The 21,087-nt window shown below is 69.4% G+C and carries 18 protein-coding genes; 13 read left to right on the forward strand and 5 right to left on the reverse strand.

Annotated elements, in window-relative coordinates:
• Positions 1-66: 66 nt before the first annotated feature.
• Positions 67-855 (reverse strand): IclR family transcriptional regulator, encoded by a 789-nt coding sequence (locus IPV10_RS12190; RefSeq protein ID WP_307861122.1) that lies wholly within the window; start codon positions 853-855, stop codon positions 67-69.
• Positions 856-907: 52 nt separating this feature from the next.
• On the opposite strand from IPV10_RS12190, the gene hutH reads away from it, so the two are divergent.
• Genes hutH through IPV10_RS12220 form a run of 6 tightly spaced genes read left to right on the forward strand, consistent with a single transcriptional unit; the run spans position 908 to position 8,380 of the window.
• Positions 908-2,467, forward strand: coding sequence for a histidine ammonia-lyase (gene hutH / locus IPV10_RS12195; protein ID WP_207484242.1), 1,560 nt, complete (start codon positions 908-910; stop codon positions 2,465-2,467).
• A complete protein-coding gene (gene hutU / locus IPV10_RS12200) occupies positions 2,460-4,139 on the forward strand; it encodes a urocanate hydratase (protein WP_207484244.1) in 1,680 nt (559 codons plus the stop codon). The genes hutH and hutU overlap by 8 nt, the downstream gene beginning before the upstream one ends.
• A gap of 20 nt (positions 4,140-4,159) precedes the next feature.
• Positions 4,160-5,350 (forward strand): allantoate amidohydrolase, encoded by a 1,191-nt coding sequence (locus tag IPV10_RS12205; protein WP_207484246.1) that lies wholly within the window; start codon positions 4,160-4,162, stop codon positions 5,348-5,350.
• Between the two features lie 59 nt (positions 5,351-5,409).
• Positions 5,410-6,645, forward strand: a complete 1,236-nt coding sequence (locus tag IPV10_RS12210; protein WP_307861123.1) for a formimidoylglutamate deiminase — start codon at positions 5,410-5,412, stop codon at positions 6,643-6,645.
• Complete coding sequence (hutI, locus tag IPV10_RS12215; RefSeq protein ID WP_207484251.1) at positions 6,642-7,814, forward strand: imidazolonepropionase; 1,173 nt, start codon at positions 6,642-6,644, stop codon at positions 7,812-7,814. The genes IPV10_RS12210 and hutI overlap by 4 nt, the downstream gene beginning before the upstream one ends.
• Positions 7,811-8,380 (forward strand): HutD family protein, encoded by a 570-nt coding sequence (locus IPV10_RS12220; RefSeq protein WP_207484253.1) that lies wholly within the window; start codon positions 7,811-7,813, stop codon positions 8,378-8,380. The genes hutI and IPV10_RS12220 overlap by 4 nt, the downstream gene beginning before the upstream one ends.
• Positions 8,381-8,400: 20 nt before the next feature.
• On the opposite strand, the gene IPV10_RS12225 is transcribed toward IPV10_RS12220, so the two are convergent.
• The 3 genes from IPV10_RS12225 to IPV10_RS12235 all read right to left on the reverse strand — a co-directional run bounded on the left by IPV10_RS12225 (position 8,401) and on the right by IPV10_RS12235 (position 12,551).
• Positions 8,401-10,773, reverse strand: a complete 2,373-nt coding sequence (locus tag IPV10_RS12225) for a LamG-like jellyroll fold domain-containing protein (protein ID WP_207484255.1) — start codon at positions 10,771-10,773, stop codon at positions 8,401-8,403.
• 122 nt (positions 10,774-10,895) lie between these two features.
• The gene (locus tag IPV10_RS12230) at positions 10,896-11,135 is read right to left on the reverse strand and encodes a hypothetical protein (protein ID WP_207484257.1); all 240 of its coding nucleotides are present in this window, start codon (positions 11,133-11,135) and stop codon (positions 10,896-10,898) included.
• Between the two features lie 138 nt (positions 11,136-11,273).
• Positions 11,274-12,551, reverse strand: coding sequence for a DUF445 domain-containing protein (locus IPV10_RS12235; RefSeq protein ID WP_207484259.1), 1,278 nt, complete (start codon positions 12,549-12,551; stop codon positions 11,274-11,276).
• Between the two features lie 121 nt (positions 12,552-12,672).
• On the opposite strand from IPV10_RS12235, the gene IPV10_RS12240 reads away from it, so the two are divergent.
• Positions 12,673-12,945 carry a metal-sensitive transcriptional regulator gene (locus tag IPV10_RS12240; RefSeq protein WP_207484261.1) on the forward strand — a complete coding sequence of 91 codons (273 nt, stop codon included), beginning with the start codon at positions 12,673-12,675 and terminating at the stop codon, positions 12,943-12,945.
• Between the two features lie 16 nt (positions 12,946-12,961).
• Here IPV10_RS12240 and IPV10_RS12245 read toward each other — a convergent pair whose 3' ends face one another.
• Complete coding sequence (locus IPV10_RS12245; RefSeq protein ID WP_207484263.1) at positions 12,962-14,509, reverse strand: amino acid permease; 1,548 nt, start codon at positions 14,507-14,509, stop codon at positions 12,962-12,964.
• 157 nt (positions 14,510-14,666) lie between these two features.
• Here IPV10_RS12245 and IPV10_RS12250 point away from each other — a divergent pair, with 157 nt between their 5' ends.
• From IPV10_RS12250 to IPV10_RS12275, 6 genes are all read left to right on the forward strand, one after another.
• Complete coding sequence (locus IPV10_RS12250) at positions 14,667-16,022, forward strand: glutamine synthetase family protein (RefSeq protein WP_207484265.1); 1,356 nt, start codon at positions 14,667-14,669, stop codon at positions 16,020-16,022.
• Positions 16,003-16,752: a gamma-glutamyl-gamma-aminobutyrate hydrolase family protein gene (locus IPV10_RS12255; RefSeq protein WP_207484267.1), complete on the forward strand. Its 750-nt coding sequence runs from the start codon at positions 16,003-16,005 to the stop codon at positions 16,750-16,752. Before IPV10_RS12250 ends, IPV10_RS12255 begins: the two co-directional genes overlap by 20 nt.
• The gene (locus IPV10_RS12260; RefSeq protein ID WP_207484269.1) at positions 16,749-18,110 is read left to right on the forward strand and encodes an aldehyde dehydrogenase; all 1,362 of its coding nucleotides are present in this window, start codon (positions 16,749-16,751) and stop codon (positions 18,108-18,110) included. The genes IPV10_RS12255 and IPV10_RS12260 overlap by 4 nt, the downstream gene beginning before the upstream one ends.
• A gap of 40 nt (positions 18,111-18,150) precedes the next feature.
• Positions 18,151-18,930, forward strand: coding sequence for a 3-oxoacyl-ACP reductase (locus IPV10_RS12265; RefSeq protein ID WP_242684927.1), 780 nt, complete (start codon positions 18,151-18,153; stop codon positions 18,928-18,930).
• A gap of 41 nt (positions 18,931-18,971) precedes the next feature.
• On the forward strand, positions 18,972-19,703 hold the full coding sequence (locus IPV10_RS12270) for a FadR/GntR family transcriptional regulator (RefSeq protein WP_207484271.1): 732 nt from the start codon (positions 18,972-18,974) through the stop codon (positions 19,701-19,703).
• Between the two features lie 163 nt (positions 19,704-19,866).
• The gene (locus IPV10_RS12275) at positions 19,867-21,030 is read left to right on the forward strand and encodes an ABC transporter ATP-binding protein (RefSeq protein WP_207484273.1); all 1,164 of its coding nucleotides are present in this window, start codon (positions 19,867-19,869) and stop codon (positions 21,028-21,030) included.
• Positions 21,031-21,087: the final 57 nt, after the last annotated feature.

Genomic DNA, 21,087 nt, shown 5'->3' on the forward strand with positions numbered 1-21,087 from the left:
TCTGTGAAAGAGCCACCCATTGTTGGGTGGCTCTTTTGCGTTAACCCCCTTTGCGTCGCCGAGCGCTCAGCGCATGAGTCGCGACTCCAGGATCGCTGCGGTCTCGCTGACCGCAGCGGCGAGCGAAGCCTCATCGAGATCCGCCGCAGCCCAGGTCACGGCGACAGCCGCGATAGGCCACCCTGCGTGATCGCGCACGGCTGCGCCGACGCTGCGCAGGCCGTCGGCGACCTCGCTGTCCTCCGTGGCATAGCCGCGGGCGCGCACCTCGCGCAGCAGCTCGCGGAGTTGGCTCGGCTTGCGCGGCCCGAGTCCCGTGCGGTCCGGGAAGGCAGAGGCGCTCGGGTAGAGCGCCCTGACCTGCTCGCGGGGAAGGGCGGCGAGCATCGCGCGCCCGGATGCTGTCAGATGGGCCGGGAGGCGCACACCGACATCAGTCACGAGCGCCGGCCGCCTCGGTGCGCGCTCCTCGACGATGTAGAGCACGTCGCCGCCGCTCATCACCGCGAGGTGAGCGCTCTCGCCCAGACGGTCGGACAGAGCGGCCACCAGCGGCCGTCCGAGTCGTGCCAGCGGCTGCTGCCGCGCGTACCCGCCCGCCAGCTCGAATGCGGACGTGCCGAGTCCCCAGCGGCGCTCCTCCTTCAGATGCAGGACGAAGCCGTGCGTCCCAAGTGTCGTGAGCAGGTGATACACGGTGGATCGCGGCAGGGTGAGCTCCCTGGCTATCGCGGAGGCCGCGACCGGCGCAGGACGCCCCGCGAGGTAGCGGAGGATGCGCAGAGTGTTCTCGGCGGCAGGCACCTGACCGGCATCCGCGCCGCCTGCATCCGCAATGTCTGGGATCACAGACACAGGATGTCATGAACCGCTGTTGCGCGCGACCTCCCGGGTGTGGAATCGAGACATGAGTGATCAGCCCCCCGTTCTCGTCGGCGTCGCGCCCCTGCGCCACGCCGATGTCGTCGCCGTCGCCCGGCACGGCGCCACCGTCGTCATCGCGCCGGAGGCCCTCGAGCGGGTTTCCGAGACCCGGAAGGTGATCGACGGCCTCGCCGCCGACCCGAATCCGCACTACGGCGTCTCGACCGGGTTCGGCGCCCTGGCCACCACGTTCATCGCCCCCGACCGCCGCCTGCAGCTTCAGGCCAGCCTGATCCGCTCGCACGCTGCCGGCACCGGAGCCGAGGTCGAGCGCGAGGTCACCCGCGGGCTGCAGCTGCTGCGACTGCAGACGCTCGCCTCCGGCCGCACCGGCGTCCGCCCGGTGGTCGTCGAGACCTACGCCGCGCTGCTGAACGCGGGCATCACGCCGATCGTCCGCGAGTACGGCTCGCTCGGCTGCTCGGGAGACCTCGCGCCGCTCGCGCACATCGCCCTCGCCACGATGGGGGAGGGCGACGTGCGCGTCCTTCGACAGGCTCAGGAACCCAGCACAGAGGTCGTCCCGGCATCCGAGGCGCTCGCCGCTGCCGGCATCCAGCCGCTGACCCTCGTCGAGAAGGAGGGCCTCGCCCTCATCAACGGCACCGACGGCATGCTCGGCACTCTCGTGCTCGCGCTCCACGACCTGGACGAGCTGCTGCTCACCGCCGACATCGCAGCCGCCATGTCGATCGAGTCGCAGCTCGGGACCGACGCCGTGTTCGCCGCCGACCTGATGGCGCTGCGCCCCCAGGTCGGGCAGGCTTCGTCCGCGGCGAACCTGCGTGCGTTCCTGGGCGATTCCCCGATCGTCCAGAGCCACAAGGGTCCTGAGGACGGGCGGGTGCAGGACGCGTACTCGCTGCGCTGCACCCCGCAGGTGCACGGCACCGCGCGTGACACAGCAGGCTACGCCGCGATGATCGCTGACCGCGAGCTCGCGAGCGTCATCGACAACCCGGTGATCACGGTCGACGGTCGCATCGAGTCCAACGGAAACTTCCACGGGGCACCCGTCGCGGCCGTGCTCGACTTCCTCGCGATCTCGGTCGCAGATGTCGCCTCCGTCTCGGAGCGACGCACCGACCGCGCCATGGATCCTGCCCGCAACCACGGTCTCCCGCCGTTCCTCGCCGACGAGGTGGGCGTCGACTCCGGTCTGATGATCGCGCAGTACGCGTCCGCCGGCATCGTGTCCGAGCTCAAGCGGCTCGCTGTCCCGGCATCCGTCGACTCGATCCCCTCGTCGGCCATGCAGGAGGACCACGTGTCGATGGGATGGGCCGCCGCCCGTAAGCTCCGCCGAGCGATCGACGGCCTCGGCCGCGTCCTCGCGATCGAGATCCTCACCGGCGCCCGCGCGCTCGACCTGCGCGCACCGCTCGAGGCAGGCCCCGCCACCGGGGCCGTCCGAGACCTCGTCCGCACCGTGGCGGCGGGGCCCGGCCCCGACCGCTTCCTCTCTCCCGAGATGGAGGCCGTGACCGCACTGGTGCAGTCCGGCGCCATCGCACGCATCGCAAAGGAGCACGCTCATGACTGACACTTCGACGAGCTCAGTAACCCAGCCCGCCAGCCGAACGATCCGCGCCGCGCGCGGCAACGTCCGCACCGCCAAGAGCTGGGGGGCCGAGGCCGCCAAGCGGATGCTGATGAACAACCTCGACCCCGAGGTCGCAGAGCACCCGGAGGACCTGGTCGTCTACGGCGGCACCGGCAAGGCCGCCCGCAGCTGGGAGGCTTACGACGCGATCGTGCGCACCCTCGACGAGCTGGAGCCCGACGAGACCCTGCTGGTGCAGTCCGGCAAGCCGGTCGGCGTGTTCCGTACGCACGAGTGGGCGCCCCGGGTGCTCATCGCTAACTCGAACCTCGTCGGCGACTGGGCGAACTGGCCCGAGTTCCGCCGCCTCGAGCAGCTCGGCCTGATGATGTACGGCCAGATGACCGCAGGGTCCTGGATCTATATCGGCTCGCAGGGCATCCTCCAGGGCACTTACGAGACGTTCGCGGCCGTGGCCACCTCGCTCGGCAGGGAGTCGCTCAAGGGCACGCTGTCCCTGACCGGCGGCGCCGGCGGCATGGGCGGCGCCCAGCCTCTCGCCGTCACCATGAACGACGGCGCCGTGCTGATCGTCGACGTGGACGAGAGCCGCCTCGCCCGCCGCGTCGACCACGGCTACCTCGACGAGTACCACACCGACCTCGACACTGCGATCGCACGTGCGGTCGCAGCGAAGGATGCGGGGGAGGCGCTCTCGGTCGGCATCGTCGGAAACGCGGCAGAGGTGTTCCCGGAGCTGTTCCGCCGCGGCGTGCCGATCGACATCGTCACCGACCAGACCAGCGCCCACGACCCGCTGGCATACCTGCCGATCGGCGTCTCGGTCGCGGACTGGAAGGCCGAGGCCGAGCGCGACCCCGAGGAGTTCACCCGCCGGTCGCGCGAGTCGATGGCCGCGCACGTCGAGGCGATGGTGGCGTTCAAGGATGCAGGGGCCGCTGTCTTCGACTACGGCAACTCGATCCGCGCCGAGGCGCAGCTGGGCGGCTTCGACCGCGCCTTCGAGTTCCCCGGCTTCGTCCCGGCGTACATCCGTCCGCAGTTCGAGGAGGGCCGCGGCCCGTTCCGCTGGGCAGCGCTCTCGGGCGACCCCGAGGACATCCGAAAGACCGATCGGGCGATCGCCGAGCTGTTCCCCGAGGACGCGGCGCTGCACCGGTGGCTGGAGAAGGCGGGCGAGAAGGTCCATTTCGAGGGGCTTCCGGCCCGCATCTGCTGGCTCGGCTATAAGGAGCGCCACCTCGCCGGACTGAAGTTCAACGAGATGGTGGCATCCGGCGAGCTCTCTGCACCGATCGTGATCGGCCGCGACCACCTCGACTCCGGATCCGTCGCCTCCCCGTACCGCGAGACCGAGGCCATGAAGGACGGCTCCGACGCGATCGCCGACTGGCCGCTGCTGAATGCGCTGCTGAACACGGCGTCCGGTGCCTCGTGGGTGTCGCTGCACCACGGCGGCGGTGTCGGCATCGGCCGCTCCATCCATGCAGGCCAGGTGACCGTCGCCGACGGGACAGTGCTCGCGGCCGAGAAGCTCGAGCGCGTGCTGACGAACGACCCCGGCACCGGTGTCATGCGGCACGTCGACGCCGGCTACGAGCACGCACGGGACATCGCGCGCGAGCGCGGCCTCAAGGTGCCGATGCTGTGAGGAGGGATGGCGAACGAGCAATGACAGATGCGGTTGCGCACGGCCGGCTCGCCGGGCTCGATCAGATCGACGGCGTCGGTCGCGACGGCGCTCGCGGGGGATACTCTCGTCACCTCTGGAACGACGCCGACATGCAGCTGCGCAGCTGGTTCATCACGCGCGCCGAGCAGCTCGGGCTCACGATCGAGCATGACCGCAACGCGAACATCTGGGCATGGTGGGGCGCTCCGGGTGATGACGCGATCGTCACCGGGAGTCACCTGGACAGCGTTCCCGGTGGCGGCGCCTTCGACGGGCCGCTGGGTGTGGTCAGCGCACTGGAAGCGGTGGCCACGCTGAAACGAGAGGGGTTCGTTCCCTCCCGCCCCTTCGCGATCCTCGTCTTCGCCGAGGAAGAAGGCTCGCGCTTCGGCGTCGCCTGTCTCGGCTCGGCACTCATGGCCGGTGCGATCACTCCGGATCGTGTGCGGGCTCTGACGGATGCCGAGGGGCAGACCTACGCCGACGTCGCACGGCGAGTGGGCTTCGACGCCGCGCACATCGGTCGCGATGAGGAGTCTCTGCGCAGAATCGGCCTCTTCCTCGAGCTTCACGTCGAGCAGGGGCGGGGTCTGATCGAACTGGGTTCGGCCACAGCGGTCGCCAGCAGCATCCTCGCCCACGGGCGGTGGACCCTGACCTTCCGTGGCCAGGGCAACCACGCCGGGGCCACCCTCATGACCGACCGCGACGATCCGATGGTGACCGCGGCGCGCGCCGTCCTCGAGATCCAGGAGGCGGCGCTCGCCATGCCGGGAGCACGGGCGACGGTGGGGCGCATCTCTGCGGTCCCTGGAGGATCGAATGTCATCGCCTCGACCGTCACGATGACGCTGGATGCCCGGGCCGGCAGCGATGATGACACGCGCGAGCTGGTGGCCGACATCGCCCGGCGGACGGGAGCATCCGAGTTCGAAGAGAACTCCTGGTCGCCCGAGGTCGCCTTCGACGCGGATCTGGCGGCAAGGCTCCAGTCGGCCCTCGGTGGCGTGCCCGCACTTCCCTCGGGGGCCGGGCACGACGCGGGTGTGCTCGCGGCATCCGTACCCACCGGGATGATCTTCGTGCGCAACCCCACCGGTGTGTCGCATGCCCCCCAGGAGTTCGCTGAGCTCGACGACTGCCTCGAGGGGATCGAGGCACTTGTCACCGTTCTGAAGGGCCTGCTGTGAGCCTGTGGTGCGAGCGACTGGTCAGTGCATCGGGCACGCGCGAGCGGGTCAGGATCGAGGTGGATGCCGAAGGAATGGTGGCATCGATCACGGCCGACACCGATGCCCGTACAGGCGACATCAGTCTGGGCACGGTGCTGCCGGGGGTGGGCAATGCCCATTCCCACGCATTCCATCGGGTGCTGCGCGGACGCACGCATGCCGACGGGGGCGACTTCTGGATCTGGCGACGGCAGATGTATGGAGCAGCCGGCCGTCTTGACCCGGAGAACTACCACGAACTGGCCAGAGCCGTCTTCGCAGAGATGCTCGCCGCGGGCTACACCGCGGTGGGGGAGTTCCATTACGCGCACCATCGGCCCGACGGATCGCACTATGCGGCTCACGACATGGAAGAGGCGCTCTCCGCTGCCGCGGCCGATATCGGCATCCGGCTCACTCTTCTCGACACCGCCTATCTTCACGGCGGGATCGGGCAGCCTCTGAGCCGGGAGCAGACGAGGTTCGGCGACGATACCGCCGAACGATACCTCGATCGCTGGTTCGAGCTTCGTCGCCGGATTCCTCGACTCGGTGCCGCTCTGCACTCGGTGCGCGCGCTCACCCCCGATGAGATCTCACGGATCGTCGACGGGCTTCCCCCCGACGTGCCCTTGCACATCCATCTCTCCGAGCAGCCGGCGGAGAACGAGGCGAGTCTCGCGACCTACGGCGTGACGCCCACTGAGCTCCTCGCTGAACGGGGGGCGCTGTCGTCGAGGCTCAGCGCCGTGCACGCGACGCACCTCACCGATCGTGACATCGAGCTTCTCGGTGCTGCGGGGGTCTCGATCGTGATGTGTCCGACGACCGAGGCCGATCTCGGCGACGGAATCGGCCCGGCGAGAGCGCTGAAAGACGCCGGAGCGACGCTCGCGCTCGGTTCGGATCAGAACGCCGTCGTGGATGCGGTTCTGGAGATGCGCTCTCTGGAGATGCAGGAGCGACTCGCATCGGGTGCACGGGGACGGTTCAGCCCGGCTGAGGTCATCCTTGCGGCCGGCGCTGGAGGCTATCGCTCGCTCGGCTGGGCTCAGAGTCCCTTGGAACCGGGGGGCCCTGCCGATCTCATCGAGGTGCGCACCGACTCGATGCGCACTGTCGGCTCGGCCCCCGAGCAGCTGATCTTCGCGGCGACCGCCTCCGATCTGACCCGCGTGATCGTCGGCGGCCAGGTCGTCGTCAGCGACGGCGTTCTGGCATCCGGCGAAGAACCCGCATATATGCTTGCCCGCAGTCTGGAGGCCTTCTCATGACCGAGCTGATCACCAACATCGGTGAACTCACCACTCACAGCGAACAGCATGGGCGGCTGCGGGACGCCGCGCTCGTCATCGAAGACGGGCGCATCGCGTGGCTGGGAGAGGCGCGTTCCGCTCCCGCCGCAGATCGGGTCACCGATGCGCACGGGCGCGCGGTGCTTCCCGGATGGGTGGACTGCCACAGCCACATCGTCTTCATGGGGGACCGTGGCGCGGAGTTCGAGGCGCGGATGGCCGGTCAGCGCTACAGCGCCGGAGGGATCGCCTCGACCGTTGCCGCAACGCGGGCCGCCGGGGAAGAGGCGCTTCGAGCACAGGCGCGTGCGCTGCGCACCGAGGCGCTGCGACAGGGGACGACCACGCTCGAGACGAAGACCGGGTACGGTCTGGATCTCGAAACCGAACTGCTCAGTGCACGGGTGGCGTCGCGGGTGGCCGAGACGGCGACTTTTCTCGGTGCCCACATCGTCCCGGACGGCGCGGATCGGCGTGAATATGTCGACCTGGTGAAGGGGCCGATGCTCGATGCGGTGCGTCCTTTCGTCGACTCGATCGACGTCTTCTGCGAGGACGGCGCGTTCACTGTGGAGGAGTCCCGCGAGATCCTCCTCGCAGGCGCCGCCGCGGGCCTGCGGCTGCGCGTGCACGGGAATCAGCTCGGACATTCCGGGGGAGTCAGCCTCGCGATCGAGCTGGGTGCGGCGAGCGTCGACCACTGCAACCACCTCTCTGATCACGACGTCCTGGCCCTCTCTTCTTCAGACACCGTCGCAACATTCCTGCCCGCCTGCGACCTTTCGACGCGAGAGCCCTTCGGCCCCGCTCGCGCGGTGCTCGATGCCGGTGGCCGCGTCGCCCTGGCGAGCAATTGCAACCCGGGCAGCTCTTATACGACCTCGATGGTCTTCAACGTCGCGACGGCGGTGCTGCAGATGCGCCTGACGATCGAAGAGGCGGTGTACGCGGCCACGCGCGGTGGTGCGCGGGTGCTGGGTCTCGACAGCGGTGATGATGAGCGCGGTGTCGTGCGGGTCGGTGCGATTGCCGATCTGCAGATGCTGGATGCCCCCTCGATCGCCCACATCGCCTATCGGCCGGGTGTGCCGTTGACTGCCGCGGTGTGGCAGCGCGGGGTCGCGGCGAATGGGGTCACGGCACGATGAGACGTCTCGCTCGATCAGAGCGCTCGGTCACGCCCTGGCGCAACGGCGGCGGCCATACCAGTGAGATCGCGGTGGCCGCCGGGTCATCCGCGAACGCCGGTTTCGACTGGCGGCTGAGCGTCGCACGCATCGACGGGGATGGTGACTTCTCGGCGTACCCGGGAGTCGACCGGCTGCTGATGCCCTTGAGCGCGGGCGGCCTGGATCTTCTCGTGGACGGCGTGCGGCAGAGCATCCCGCGCTTCGAGGCGATTCCGTTCGCCGGTGAGGCACGCGTGAGCGCGGTGGATGTCACGGCGCCGAGCCTGGATCTCAACGTCATGGTGCGTCGTGAGTTCGGGACGGCGTCGCTCGGGTGTGAAGCCGTGGAGCGCACCCATCTCGTCAGCAACCGCGCCGGCGAGGTGACAGCGATCATCGCGCTCGACGGTGCGCTTCGCGTGAACGGCGAGAGCCTCGAGAGTGAGGATGCTGTGCTGAGCGGCGAGGCGGAGACGATCGAGGTCGAGGGGACAGGGCGCATCGCGATCGCCTGCGTGCGCCCCGTCTCACCGGACAGCGACTGAGCGACGCCGTCGCGGCCCGCTCACCGGATGGCGAGCTCCGCGATGTCCTCGGCGGTGAGCGCTGTGCTCCAGACGTTCAGCTCGTCGACGTCGCCGGAGAAGGGTGCGTCCCACCAGTTCACGCCGACACCGAACTCCGCCTCCGATGCTGAGAACACGTCCGGGAATCCGGTGCCGTGGAAGCTCTCCACCCCGTCGACGTACACCGATACCGAGCCGCCGTCCACGGTGAACGCGACGTGCGACCACTCGCCGAGCGGCAGCGTCCGGCCGGTTCCGGCGTCGTACCAGCGGGTCCCTGACCAGAGCATCGCGGAGCCGCCCACGCCGCTGTGCCCCTGCGGGACCAGGCTGATCCAGGATTCCGGGCTTGTGGCGCCGAAGAACGCGCTGGTGAAGGTGGTCAGCGCGTCCGGCCGCAGCCACACGCTGACCGTGTACTCGGAGCCGTGGATCAGCCCCGTCGGCAGCCTCACCCCGGATGCGCCGTCGAGGTGGATCGCGCTGCCGGAGACACCGTCCGCGACGAAGGCCGCGGCCGCGCCCGACGTGTCGAGCCGCGCTCCGGTCGTCGAGGCGTCGGGATGCAGACCCGCGCCGTCGGAGAGATCGTTCTCGAACGACCATGCCCCGGCCAGCACTCCCGGAGTGCGGGCGAGCACGGTCAGGTCGAACGACACGGACTGCGTGACGTCACCCGCTGCGACGGTCGCGGTGAGCGTGACCCGAGCATCCGCCGAACCGATCGCCGGTCGCGTGACGGAACCGTCTGTCGCGACGACCGACGCGTCGGAGCTCTCCCACGTGATGACCGTGCCACTCGTCCCCTCGGTCGGCAGCGCGAGGCCCCCGGTGATGGCAGAGGTGTCGCCCAGGTCGAGGGCTGCGACGACGGCGGCCACGGCATCCGCATCCGACAGGGTCGGCACCTTCCGACCCCACACGCTGACGCCGTGCTCGGAGAGGGCGGTGAAGCCCGTCGACCAGGCCTCGAGGGCCGGATCCCACACCGGAACGAAACTGCCGGTGTAGACCTCGCCGTCGATCGTCAGCGTCGTCGTGTTCACGTCGTCGAGGATCCAGCTGCCGTTCGCGTCGCCGGTGATCCGGCCGTTCTTCGTGAGCACGATGTCGGCAGACGCCGCGGGGGCCGCCGTGATGTCCTTGCCCATGTTCACGAGCTGCCAGTCCCCGATGACGTCGCTGCGGTAGACCTTCCCTGCTGTCTCGCCGGCGTAGCGCTGCGGCGAGATCACCGGCCAGCCGTCCTCGTTGATCCAGACCTGGTGCACGCGCACCTCGTGGGACTCGCCGCTGCCGGGGAAGCGCGCATGGAAGACGAGGAACATGCGGCCGGTCTCCGGATCCTGGTACCAGGAGTTGTGGCCGGGGGAGACGTAGCCGATTCCGGCGCCGGTTCCGGCGTCTCCGAGCTTGCGGGTGAACAGGTGGCCTCCCATGAGCTTCACGCCGTACGGCTGGATCGACGCGTCGTCGAACAGAGGGAGCGCGGGGTCGGACTTCACGTCCGCCATGTCGTTGCCCTCTGCGTCGAGGTAGGGCCCGTCCGGTGCGGTCGAGCGCGCGACGCGCACGTCGTATCCGCCGGAGGCGTCGAGACCGCCGAACGAGAGGTACAGGTAGTAGTAGCCGCTCTCGGCGTCGTACTGGATGGTCGGCGCCTCGATGCGGCTGTGGTTCCCGCCGACGAGGTGCTTCCCGTACCCCTGGTCCGGCAGCGGCTCCCCGGTCGCGGGGTCGAGGCGCAGGATGTGGATGCCGCCGGAGTACGAGCCGTAGACCATCCACAGATCGCCTTCGGCGTCGTAGAACACGTCGGGGTCGACCGCATTCGGGTGCAAGCGGGCATCGTAGACCTCGCCCGGGTTCTCGGATTCTCCGGACATCCCGGACTTCAGCAGGATGCCCTGGTTCTCGTAGGGACCGTCGACGGCATCCGCTGTCGCGATCCCGAGCGCCGAGCGCGGTGAGGAGCCCTCGCAGGCGTTGTAGTACATGGCGAAGCGGCCATCGGGCAGCTGGATGACGTCGGCCGCCCAGAGCGTGCGCGTGTTCGCCCATTCGAAGGTGTCGGCGAGCTCGGTGTAGATGTCCTCGAACAGCGCGTTGTCGGCGTCCTGCGAGAGATCGACGGTGTGCTGCTCCCAGTCGATCAGGTCGGTCGTGTGCGCCGAGGCGCCGTGCGACCCGAACGCCCAGATCTCCTCGCCCGAGGTCACGATCGACGGATCGTGCACCGTGACGTCCTGGAACTGCGGCGGTTCGGGTGAGGCGGCCGGGGGCTTGGCCCAGGCCGGTGCTGCGACCAGGCAGCCGATGGCGATCGCTCCGGCGGTGGCCAGGGCGATCGGGGTGCGGGCGGGGCGGGACATGGTGCTCCTGTTCGGCATCGGACGGAGATTCGGGCTCGGCCTTGAGCCTCGCCCGAATCTACAACGATGTAGAACAGGAGCGCAAGGAATCTCTCCAACGTTGCAGGGATGCGCTCCGCGAATCAGGAGCTGCTGGACTCCGAGTCGATCTGCAGTCGCTCGCGGAGCATCCGCTTGCCCTGCTCTCCGGCCTTCTGGCTGTTGTGCTGGATCTTGCGGAACCACTCCGCGAGTTCGGCGTCGCCGGCGGCATCGGCGTCCTCGATGTACGCCTGAATCGTCCAGGCGCTGCGCAGGGACGCCTCGAGCACGCAGACGAGGTTGTAGTCCTTGTCCTTCAGGGGGCTGTCGGGTGCGGTCATGATCTCCTCCTTCTCATCGGAGATCCAGCCTGCGCGCGCCGCCGGAATCGGGCCAGGGACTGGCGCCTCGCGGCGCGGAGGCGTACCGTGCCTCGTCGGGTGTCGGCGACCGGTCGCGGTTCAGGCTCCGGTCGCGGTTCAGACTCCGGGGATCAGGGCGTGGGCGATCGCGAAGATGGCGAGGCCGGCGAGTGCGCCGACGAATGTGCCGTTGAGGCGGATGTACTGCAGGTCGCGGCCGACCATGAGCTCGATCTTCTCGGTCGTCTCGGCGGGGTCCCACCGCTCGACCGTGTCCGTGATGATCGAGGCGATGTCGTGCCGGTAGCGGTCGACCAGGAAGACCGCGGCATCCGAGACCCAGGTGTCGACGCGGTGCTGCAGCGCGGCATCCGTCGTCAATCGCTCGCCGATCTCCTGCAGGGCCTGCACGGCGCGGCGACGGAGGCCGCTCTGCGGATCGGCGAGGGCGGTGAGCAGGCCGGCCTTCGCGGTGTTCCACGCCTCGGCGGCCAGCGCGCCGACGCGCGGGCTGTCGAAGAGGGAGGACTTCGCGTTCTCCAGCTTCGCCCTGGTGGCCGGGTCGTGCTGCAGGTTGTCGGCGAGGCGGGCGAGATAGCCGTCGATCGCGAGGCGGGCCGGATGCCCAGGGTCGGCCTGAACCGCGTGCACGAAGCGCACCGCCTCGTTGTAGACGGTGTCGTCGACGAAGCGGTGGGCGAGCTTCGGCACCCATGACGGCAGACGCCGCGAGACGAGGCCGGTGAAGGATTCGGCGTTCGCGTCGAGCCAGCGCTGGATGCTGTCGACGGCCAGGTCGACCGCGCCGCGGTGCGCGTCGGCCTCGACGATCTTCTCGAGCCAGGCACCGGCGGGCGGACCCCACTCCGGCGCCACCAGATGCTCGCGCGCGAGGTCGGTGATGAGGTCGCGCACGTCGTCGTCGCTCAGCGCGTTCAGCACCGCGGCGGCGACCGCGGCTCCCTCGTTCCCCACTCGCTCGGCGTGCGGGGCGGCGCGCAGCCATTCGCCCGCGCGCTGCGCGATCGCGGTGCTCGAGAGCTTGGTGCGCACGACGTCGGCCGCGAGGAAGTTGGTCTCGACGAACTCGCCGAGGCTGCGCCCGATCTCGTCCTTGCGGCTCGGGATGATCGCGGTGTGCGGGATCGGCAGGCCGAGGGGCCTGCGGAACAGAGCCGTCACGGCGAACCAGTCGGCGAGGGCGCCGACCATGCCGCCCTCGGCTGCGGCGCGCACGTAGGCGAGCCAGTCGATCCGTGCCTGGAACGCGAAGGCGACGACGAAGACCACGGCCATGAAGACCAGCGCGCCCAGCGCCACCGCCTTCATCCGGCGGAGGGCGCGCAGGCGGTCCTGGTCGGCGGGGGAGAGCAGAGCCATCGGCGTTCGCGGCATGACGCCATCCTCGCACGTGCGTCTGAACCGGGCGTTTCGTCTCGCTTCGCTCGCTCAACGACCGGGCGGTGCGGGATCGCTCGACGACCGGGGGTCGGGGATCGAGAGTACGCTCGAATCCGTGATCGAAGACATCAAGAAGCGCGCACTGCACCGCACCAGCATCCTGGAGGGGCAGATGCGCGGTGTCGCGCGGATGATCGAGAACGAGGAGTACTGCATGGACATCATCACGCAGTCGCGTGCGATCCAGCGGTCCCTGGAGTCACTGAACCGCCTGCTGCTGGAGAATCACCTGCAGACGCACGTGACCCACATGTTCGAAGAGGGTGGCGAGGAGCGCGACAAGGCCGTCGTCGAGCTGCTGAAGGCGTTCGACTTCGACTCGAAGTAGCCGCGCTCCCCGTCCGTCACCGTCGGCCGTCGAACACCTCATCCTCCATGGCGTCGTACCCTTCGGCCTGAGGGTCGCCGTGCGTCCCGCCGGAGAGCGCGTACTCCTCCTCGGGGGAGAGCACCAGGCGGTGCCGGAAGAACAGCCCGAACCCGAGCAGGATGATGGCGTACACGATCGCGATCGCGATGATCGCCGGCCCGAACGTCGGGTTCAGCAGGAATCCGAGGAAGATCAGTGCCGAGATCACAAGGGCCACGACCGCGCCGGGGATGCCCCACGGGCTGCGGTACGGCCGGTCGGCGTTCGGGTACTTCTTGCGAAGGATCATGAACGAGATCAGCTGGAGCGCATAGGCGAGCACGGCGCCCCACACCGCGATGTTCAGCACGATCGCTCCTGCGACGGAGCCTGCTCCCTCGGCGTCGAGCGACGCCAGCACGTCGAGCACGATCAGCGCGATGAAGCCGATCGCCGCGCCGACCACGAGGGCCACCCACGGGGTCTGACGCTTTCCTGTGAGGGAGAGGAAGCGGGGGTAGTAGCCGGCGCGTGACAGCGAGTACATGTTGCGCCCGTACGCGAACATGATCCCCTGCAGGGAGGCCAGCAGGCCGATCAGCGCGAACAGTGCGAGGACGGCGGCGAGCTGGTCGCCGACGATCGCGCGGAAGCCGTCGAGGAGCGGCTCGCCGGCGACTCCGGTCGCCTCGGCGCCCAGGATCCCGGTGTTGAGGAACAGCACGAGGAGCCCGGTCACGATCAGGGTGCCGCGAGCCCAGAAGCCCGCCTTCGGGATGTCCTGCGTCGGGTTGTGCGACTCCTCGGCGGCCAGCGGCAGCTCTTCGATCCCGAGGAAGAACCACATCGCGAACGGCAGCGCGAACAGGATCGGCAGCACGCCGTGCGGGAGGAACGCGGTCTGTCCGGGGTCGGGGGCGATGTCCCAGAGCGCAGCCCAGCTGAAGGCGCCGGAGAAGATCGCCATCGCGGAGAAGATCAGGATGATCGCGATCGAGATCACCGAGACGATGATCGCGAAGCGGAACGAGATGGCGGCCCCTGCCGAGTTCAGCGCGATGAACGCGATGTACAGGATCAGGTACCAGAGCCAGCCCGGCAGCTCGAGACCGAGCAGCTCACTCGTGATCCCGTTCGCATACGACGCCGAGAAGTACACGATCACCGCGGTGGTGGCGACATACTCGATCGTCTCGGCGGCGCCGGTGACCAGGCCTCCCCACGGGCCCATGGCGGAGCGCGCGAAGGAGTACGCGCCTCCGGTGTGGGGCATCGCGGACGCCATCTCCCCGATCGAGAAGATCATGCCGTAGTACATGACCACCAGGATCACGAAGGCGATCAGCATGCCGCCGAAGCCGGCGAAGTCGATGCCGAAGTTCCAGCCCGAGAAGTCCCCGGAGATGACGGCGGCGACTGCCAGTCCCCACAGGCCCCAGACGCCGGCGGATCGCTTCAGCGTCCGTTTCTCGAAGTACTCGCTGCCCGCCCGTGTATAGGTCGCCCCAGCGACCTTGCGGGACTCGCTTTTGTGCTCAGACATCCGCTCTCCGTTCGAGTTCGTGTAGGCGCCGGGTGCACCTTGCGCATGATTCTGACAGTCAATGGTGGTTTCGTCTACCTTTAAACGCGGGAATGATCTACTCTGAGGGCGAAGCAGGTCGGACGGCCTCTTCACCGCACGAGGACAGGAGCGAGAGATGTCGGGAAACCTGAGCATCGAGCAGCTGGATGCCGGCATCGCCGCCGGCGACATCGACACGGTGATCGTGGCGTTCGCCGATGCGCAGGGAAGGCTCGTGGGCAAGCGCGTGTCCGCGCGCCTCTTCCAGGAGGACATCCTGCACCACGGTGCAGAAGCGTGCGACTACCTGCTGTCGGTCGACGTCGACATGAACACGGTGGAGGGCTACGCGATGTCCGGCTGGGACCGCGGATACGGCGACATGGTGCTGCGCCCGGATCCCGAGACGCTCCGCGACATCCCCTGGCTCGAGGGCACGGCGCTGGTGATGGCCGACCTCGTCTGGCAGAACGGCGATCCCGTCGGGCCGTCGCCCCGGGCCATCCTCGACCGGCAGCGCGATCGTCTCGCCGAACGCGGATGGACCGCGTATGCCGGCACCGAACTCGAGTTCATCGTGTTCGACAACACGTACCGCGACGCCTGGTCACGCAAATACGAGGGCCTGACGCCCGCCACGGATTACAACGTGGATTACAACCTGCTCGCCTCCACGCGGCTCGAGCCGCTGCTTCGCGACATCCGCAGGGGCATGGACGGCGCAGGGCTGTACTGCGAGGGCGTCAAGGGCGAGTGCAACCTCGGCCAGCAGGAGATCTCGTTCCGCTACGCCGAGGTGCGTCAGACCGCCGACGAGCACGCGATCTACAAGAACGGTGCGAAGGAGATCGCCGAGCAGCACGGGCAGTCCCTGACGTTCATGGCGAAGTTCAACGAGCGCGAGGGCAACAGCTGCCACATCCACCTCTCGCTGCGCGACCAGTCCGGCTCGCCGGTGATGGCAGGCGACGGAGAGCACGGCTTCAGCCCCGTGATGGAGCACTGGATCGCCGGTATCCTCGCGACGCTTCGCGAGTTCACCCTCCTGTACGCGCCGAACATCAACTCCTACAAGCGCTTCGCGAAGGGCAGCTTCGCCCCCACCGGCGTCGCCTGGGGCATCGACAACCGCACCTGCGCACTTCGCATCGTGGGCCAGGGTTCGGCGCTGCGCGTCGAGAACCGCGTGCCGGGCGGCGACGTCAACCCGTACTTGAGCATCTCCGCGATCATCGCCGGCGGTCTGCACGGCATCGAGAACGAGCTGACGCTGCCGGAGCGGTTCACCGGCAACGCCTACGACGCGGGTGTCGATCACCTGCCGACGACGCTGCGCGATGCCGCCCAGCTGTTCGGCGAGTCCGCCATCGCGCGGAAGGCGTTCGGCGACGACGTGGTGGAGCACTACCTGCACCAGGCACGCATCGAGCTCGAGGCGTACGAGGCGGCCGTGACGGACTGGGAGCGGATCCGTGGTTTCGAACGTCTCTGATCGGGCACCCCTCGTCGGGGTCACGACCTACCTCGAGCAGGCGCAGCAGGGGGTCTGGAACGTCAGGGCCGCATTCCTGCCCGAGACGTACCTCAACGGGGTCACGCGCTCCGGCGGCATCGCCCTGCTCCTGCCCCCGCAGCCCGAGACGGCGGCGGATGCGGCGATCAGCGGCCTGGACGGCCTGATCCTGACCGGCGGAGCGGATGTCGCCCCCGAGCTCTACGGTGCGCAGCGGCATCCGCTGACCGATTCGGCGCGTGCCGACCGCGACGCGTGGGAGATCGCGCTGTTCCGTGCGGCCGAGCGCCGGCGCATGCCGGTGCTCGCGATCTGCCGAGGGATGCAGCTCGTCAACGTCGCGCGGGGCGGCACGATGCAGCAGCACCTTCCGGAGTCCCTCGGCACGGAGCGCTACCGGGCGGCACCGGGCGTCTTCGCCGAGACCGACGTCGACGTCGCACCGGGCACCGCGCTCACCGACGTCCTCGGGGACACCGCACGCGTGCACAGCTACCACCACCAGGGGATCGACCGGCTCGGTGAGGGACTCACCCCCGCGGCGCGCTCCGACGACGGACTCGTGCAGGCTGTCGTCGACACGTCAGCCGGGCACCTCGTCGGAGTCCAATGGCATCCGGAGGAGAACGCCGAGGACCGGCGCCTCTTCGAAGATCTCGTCTCACAGGCACGTGCGTTCGCCGCGCGGCGGAAGGAGGACGCACGATGAGCGCGTTCACAGTCATCAACCCGTCCACCGGAGCCGCCATCCGCGAGGTGCCGAGGGCTGACGTCGGGCAGACGGATGCCGCGATCGCGCGCGCCGTCAAGGCTCAGCGGCACTGGGCCGCACTCGCCCCGGTCGCGCGCGCCGATGCGCTGCGCGCCTTCGCCAGGGCGGTCGGGGGCGCCGCGGAGGAGCTCGCGCAGCTCGAGGTGCTGAACTCCGGGCATCCGATCGGCGCCGCACGCTGGGAGGCGTCGCACGTCGCCCAGGTGCTCAACTACTACTCCGCCGACCCGGAGCGCCTCTCCGGCCGGCAGATCCCGGTGGCGGGCGGCATCGACATCACCTTCCACGACCCGTACGGGGTCATCGGCGTCATCGTGCCGTGGAACTTCCCGATGCCGATCGCGATCTGGGCGGTCGCCCCGGCGCTCGCCGCCGGCAACGCGGTCGTCCTGAAACCCGCGGAGCTGACGCCGCTGACCGCTCTGCGAATCGGCGAGCTCGCCGTGGAGGCGGGCATGCCGGAGGGGCTGCTCGAGATCGTCACCGGATCCGGGTCCGTCATCGGCCAGCGTTTCGTCGAGCACCCGGACGTGCGCAAGGTGGTCTTCACCGGATCGACCGCCGTGGGCATCGAGGTCGCGGCCGGGTGTGCGCGCGCGCTCAAGCCGGTGACCCTCGAGCTCGGCGGCAAGAGCTCGAACATCGTCTTCGCCGATGCCGACCTCGAGCGGGCGGTGGCGGCCGTCCCCGGCTCGGTGTTCGACAACGCGGGCCAGGACTGCTGCGCCCGCAGCAGGCTGCTGGTGCAGCGCTCCGTCTACGACCGGGTGCTCGAGCTGCTCGAGCCCGCGGTCACCGGCTGGCGCGTCGGCGACCCCGCTGACGCCGACTCGGACATGGGGCCGCTGATCTCCGCCGGGCACCGCGACACCGTGGCGTCCTTCCTGGACGATGCGAACATCGCGTTCCGCGGCAGCGCCCCCGAGGGCGACGGGTTCTGGTTCGCGCCGACCGTCGTGCTCGCCGAGCCGTCCGACCGGATCGCGCAGCAGGAGGTGTTCGGGCCGGTCCTCGCCGTGATCCCGTTCGAGGACGAAGCCGACGCGATCCGCCTGGCGAACGACACCGTCTACGGCCTCGCCGGCTCCCTCTGGACCGAGAACCTCGGCCGCGCCGTGCGCGTGGCACGCGGCGTGCAGAGCGGAGTGCTGTCCGTGAACTCGCACGCCTCGGTGCGCTACTCGACGCCGTTCGGCGGCATGAAGGCATCCGGTCTCGGGCGCGAGCTCGGCCCGGATGCGGCGGAGCACTTCACCGAGACGAAGAACGTGTTCTTCGCCACGGACGAGCACTGATCACACCCCACCCCGCACCCTGCAGAGGAGAAGAAGTCACATGAGCATCGATCTCACCCAGCGACTCAAGGATCGCGTCGCCATCATCACCGGAGGAGCGAGCGGCATCGGCTTCGCGACCGCCCAGCGCTTCGCGGCCGAGGGCGCCTTCGTCATCATCGCCGACATGGATCCGGTCAGCGGCGAGAAGGCGGCGGCGGCGGTCGGCGGCGCGTTCCGTCGCGTCGACGTCGCCGACGAGCAGCTCGTGAACGACCTCTTCGACGGGGTCGCCGCGGAGTTCGGGCGCATCGACATCGCGTTCAACAACGCCGGGATCTCGCCGGCCGACGACGACTCGATCGAGACGACCGAGCTGCCCGCCTGGGACCGCGTGCAGGACGTCAATCTCAAGAGCGTGTACCTGTGCTGCCGCGCGGCGCTGCGGCACATGGTGCCGGCCGGCCGCGGGTCGATCATCAACACCGCGTCGTTCGTCGCGCTGCTCGGATCGGCGACGTCGCAGATCAGCTACACCGCGTCCAAGGGCGGCGTGCTGGCCATGTCGCGCGAGCTCGGTGTCCAGTTCGCCCGCCAGGGCATCCGCGTCAACGCGCTGTGCCCTGGACCGGTGAACACCCCGCTGCTGCAGGAGCTCTTCGCCAAGGACCCTGAGCGCGCGCAGCGCCGGCTGGTGCACGTGCCGATGGGGCGCTTCGCGGAGCCGGAGGAGCTCGCCGCGGCGATCGCGTTCCTGGCATCCGACGACTCGTCGTTCATCACGGCCAGCGCGTTCGTGGTCGACGGCGGGATCACCAACGCCTACGTCACCCCGCTCTGAGCCGGCTACGGGCGCGCGTCACAGTGTGACAGGGTGAAGGCATGAGCGAGCACGCACCGCACGAGGGCGACCTCGTCGAGGTCCGCCGGGCGGTGTACCGGCCGCTGCGACGGGGCAACGCGCTGGAGGACACCGTCGCCCGGCTCGTGCAGACGATCCGGCTCGGTGTCGTCGCGCCGGGGGAGTCGCTGCCGCCCGAGCGCGAGCTCGCGGCGTCGTTCGGCGTGAGCAGGGACACGGTGCGGGAGGCGATCAGGGAACTGGCGGACACCGGATACCTCCTTCCGCGGCGCGGTCGCTACGGCGGCACGTTCGTGGCGGATCCGCTCCCGCAGCCCGCGACCCGCCGCGCGGTGACGCCGGAAGAGGTCGACGACGTGCTGGGCCTGCGGTGCGTGCTGGAGACCGGGGCGGTGCGCGCCGCCGCGAGCCGGTCTCTGGACGCGCCGACCCGCGCCGACCTCTGGGCTCGTCACGAGGCGGCGCTTCCGGCGGGCCCCGAGGAGTACCGGCGCCTGGACACGCTGCTGCATCTGGCCATCGCGGAGGCCGCCGGCATCCCGTCGCTTGTCGCGCTCGTGGCCGAGAACCGTGCGGACGTCAACGAGTTCCTCGACACCTTCCCGCTGATGCCGAGGAACATCCAGCACTCCGGGGAGCAGCACGAGCGCATCGTGGCCGCGATCCTCGCCGGCCGCGCGGATGCCGCGGAGGCGGCGATGCGCGACCACCTGGCAGGGTCCGAAGCGCTGCTCCGCGGCTTCCTGGCCTGAACGGGCCGTTCGTCGTCTGAGGAGCTCGAGTCGGTCAGTATCGAAAGCTTCTCACCGGATACACAACTGAAATCGTTGCAATTGGATCAAGGTACTTCGGTATTCGCTGTACCTGGCGCCGAACCTGTGCTTGACTACAAGCGATTCTCAACGGGGAGGTTCCATGACAGGCACCATGCCGGCGTCGACGGCGACGACCGATGCGCGCGAGGCCGCAGGCGGCGTCGGCATCGAGGGCGTGACCAAGCGCTACGGTGACGCCACCGCCGTCGACGATCTGACGCTCGACATCCGTCCTGGCGAATTCCTGTCGCTCCTCGGGCCCTCCGGATGCGGCAAGACCACCACGCTGCGCATGATCGCCGGATTCGAGTATCCGGATGCCGGCGACATCCGCATCTCCGGCCGCAGCGTGCTCGACCTCCCGCCGTACCGGCGCGAGGTGAACACGGTGTTCCAGGCCTATGCGCTGTTCCCGCACCTGACAGTCGCCGAGAACGTCGCCTACGGGCTTCAGCAGCGTCGCGTTCCCAAGGCCGAGCAGCGCGAGCGCGTGAGCGCCGCCCTCGACATGGTGCAGCTGCGGAGATTCGCCGACCGCAAGCCCGCCCAGCTCTCCGGCGGCCAGCAGCAGCGCATCGCGCTGTCCCGTGCGCTCATCAACCGCCCGAGCGTCCTGCTGCTCGATGAGCCGCTCGCGGCGCTCGACCGTCAGCTCCGCGAGGAGATGCAGGTCGAGCTCAAGCTGCTGCAGTCGCGCCTCGGCACCACGTTCGTGTTCGTCACCCACGACCAGGCGGAGGCGCTGTCGATGAGCGACCGGATCGCCGTGATGCGCGCCGGCCGCATCGAGCAGCTGGGCGCTCCTGCGGCGATCTACGCGGAGCCGGCCTCCGCATACGTCGCCTCGTTCATCGGCCAGCAGAACTTCCTGCACGGCACGGTGCACGCCTCCGGTGACGCGGTGCAGACGCCCCTCGGCGTGATCGGCGGGCGGTGGAGCGGCGGCGCGGTGCCGGCCGGGCAGCCCGCGGTGGCGGCGATCCGGCCCGAGTTCATCCGGCTCGAGGATGCCGGCGCGCCGGGCGACGGCGCCAGGGGCGTGGTCCTGAGCGTCTCGCATCTCGGCGAGACCCTCCAGGTCGTGGTGGAGGCGGGCGCCGGCCTCAAGCTGCTGGTGCGCACCCCGGCACCGGCCGCGCCCCGGCTCCAGCCGGGTGACGAGATCCGCTGCGCCTGGAACCGGGCGGACGTGCACCTGTTCGCCGCAGACGGAGCACCCAGCGCCGCGACCCACACGATCACCCTCCCCGCGAATGCCACCTGAGCACGCAGCAGAACCCCGCCCGAACACCCGCACGAGTCCACACGCACGAAGGAGTGC

The organism is Microbacterium sp. SD291 (assembly GCF_017355365.1).
Classification (GTDB): domain Bacteria; phylum Actinomycetota; class Actinomycetes; order Actinomycetales; family Microbacteriaceae; genus Microbacterium.

Bases quoted from the DNA above. Each gene is read 5' to 3' on its own strand.
- hutH (WP_207484242.1), top strand. From the start codon at position 908: ATGAGTGATCAGCCCCCCGTTCTCGTCGGCGTCGCGCCCCTGCGCCAC.
- hutU (WP_207484244.1), top strand. From the start codon at position 2,460: ATGACTGACACTTCGACGAGCTCAGTAACCCAGCCCGCCAGCCGAACG.
- IPV10_RS12205 (WP_207484246.1), top strand. From the start codon at position 4,160: ATGACAGATGCGGTTGCGCACGGCCGGCTCGCCGGGCTCGATCAGATC.
- hutI (WP_207484251.1), top strand. From the start codon at position 6,642: ATGACCGAGCTGATCACCAACATCGGTGAACTCACCACTCACAGCGAA.
- IPV10_RS12220 (WP_207484253.1), top strand. From the start codon at position 7,811: ATGAGACGTCTCGCTCGATCAGAGCGCTCGGTCACGCCCTGGCGCAAC.
- IPV10_RS12225 (WP_207484255.1), bottom strand. From the start codon at position 10,773: ATGTCCCGCCCCGCCCGCACCCCGATCGCCCTGGCCACCGCCGGAGCG.
- IPV10_RS12230 (WP_207484257.1), bottom strand. From the start codon at position 11,135: ATGACCGCACCCGACAGCCCCCTGAAGGACAAGGACTACAACCTCGTC.
- IPV10_RS12235 (WP_207484259.1), bottom strand. From the start codon at position 12,551: ATGCCGCGAACGCCGATGGCTCTGCTCTCCCCCGCCGACCAGGACCGC.
- IPV10_RS12245 (WP_207484263.1), bottom strand. From the start codon at position 14,509: ATGTCTGAGCACAAAAGCGAGTCCCGCAAGGTCGCTGGGGCGACCTAT.
- IPV10_RS12250 (WP_207484265.1), top strand. From the start codon at position 14,667: ATGTCGGGAAACCTGAGCATCGAGCAGCTGGATGCCGGCATCGCCGCC.
- IPV10_RS12260 (WP_207484269.1), top strand. From the start codon at position 16,749: ATGAGCGCGTTCACAGTCATCAACCCGTCCACCGGAGCCGCCATCCGC.
- IPV10_RS12265 (WP_242684927.1), top strand. From the start codon at position 18,151: ATGAGCATCGATCTCACCCAGCGACTCAAGGATCGCGTCGCCATCATC.
- IPV10_RS12270 (WP_207484271.1), top strand. From the start codon at position 18,972: ATGAGCGAGCACGCACCGCACGAGGGCGACCTCGTCGAGGTCCGCCGG.
- IPV10_RS12275 (WP_207484273.1), top strand. From the start codon at position 19,867: ATGACAGGCACCATGCCGGCGTCGACGGCGACGACCGATGCGCGCGAG.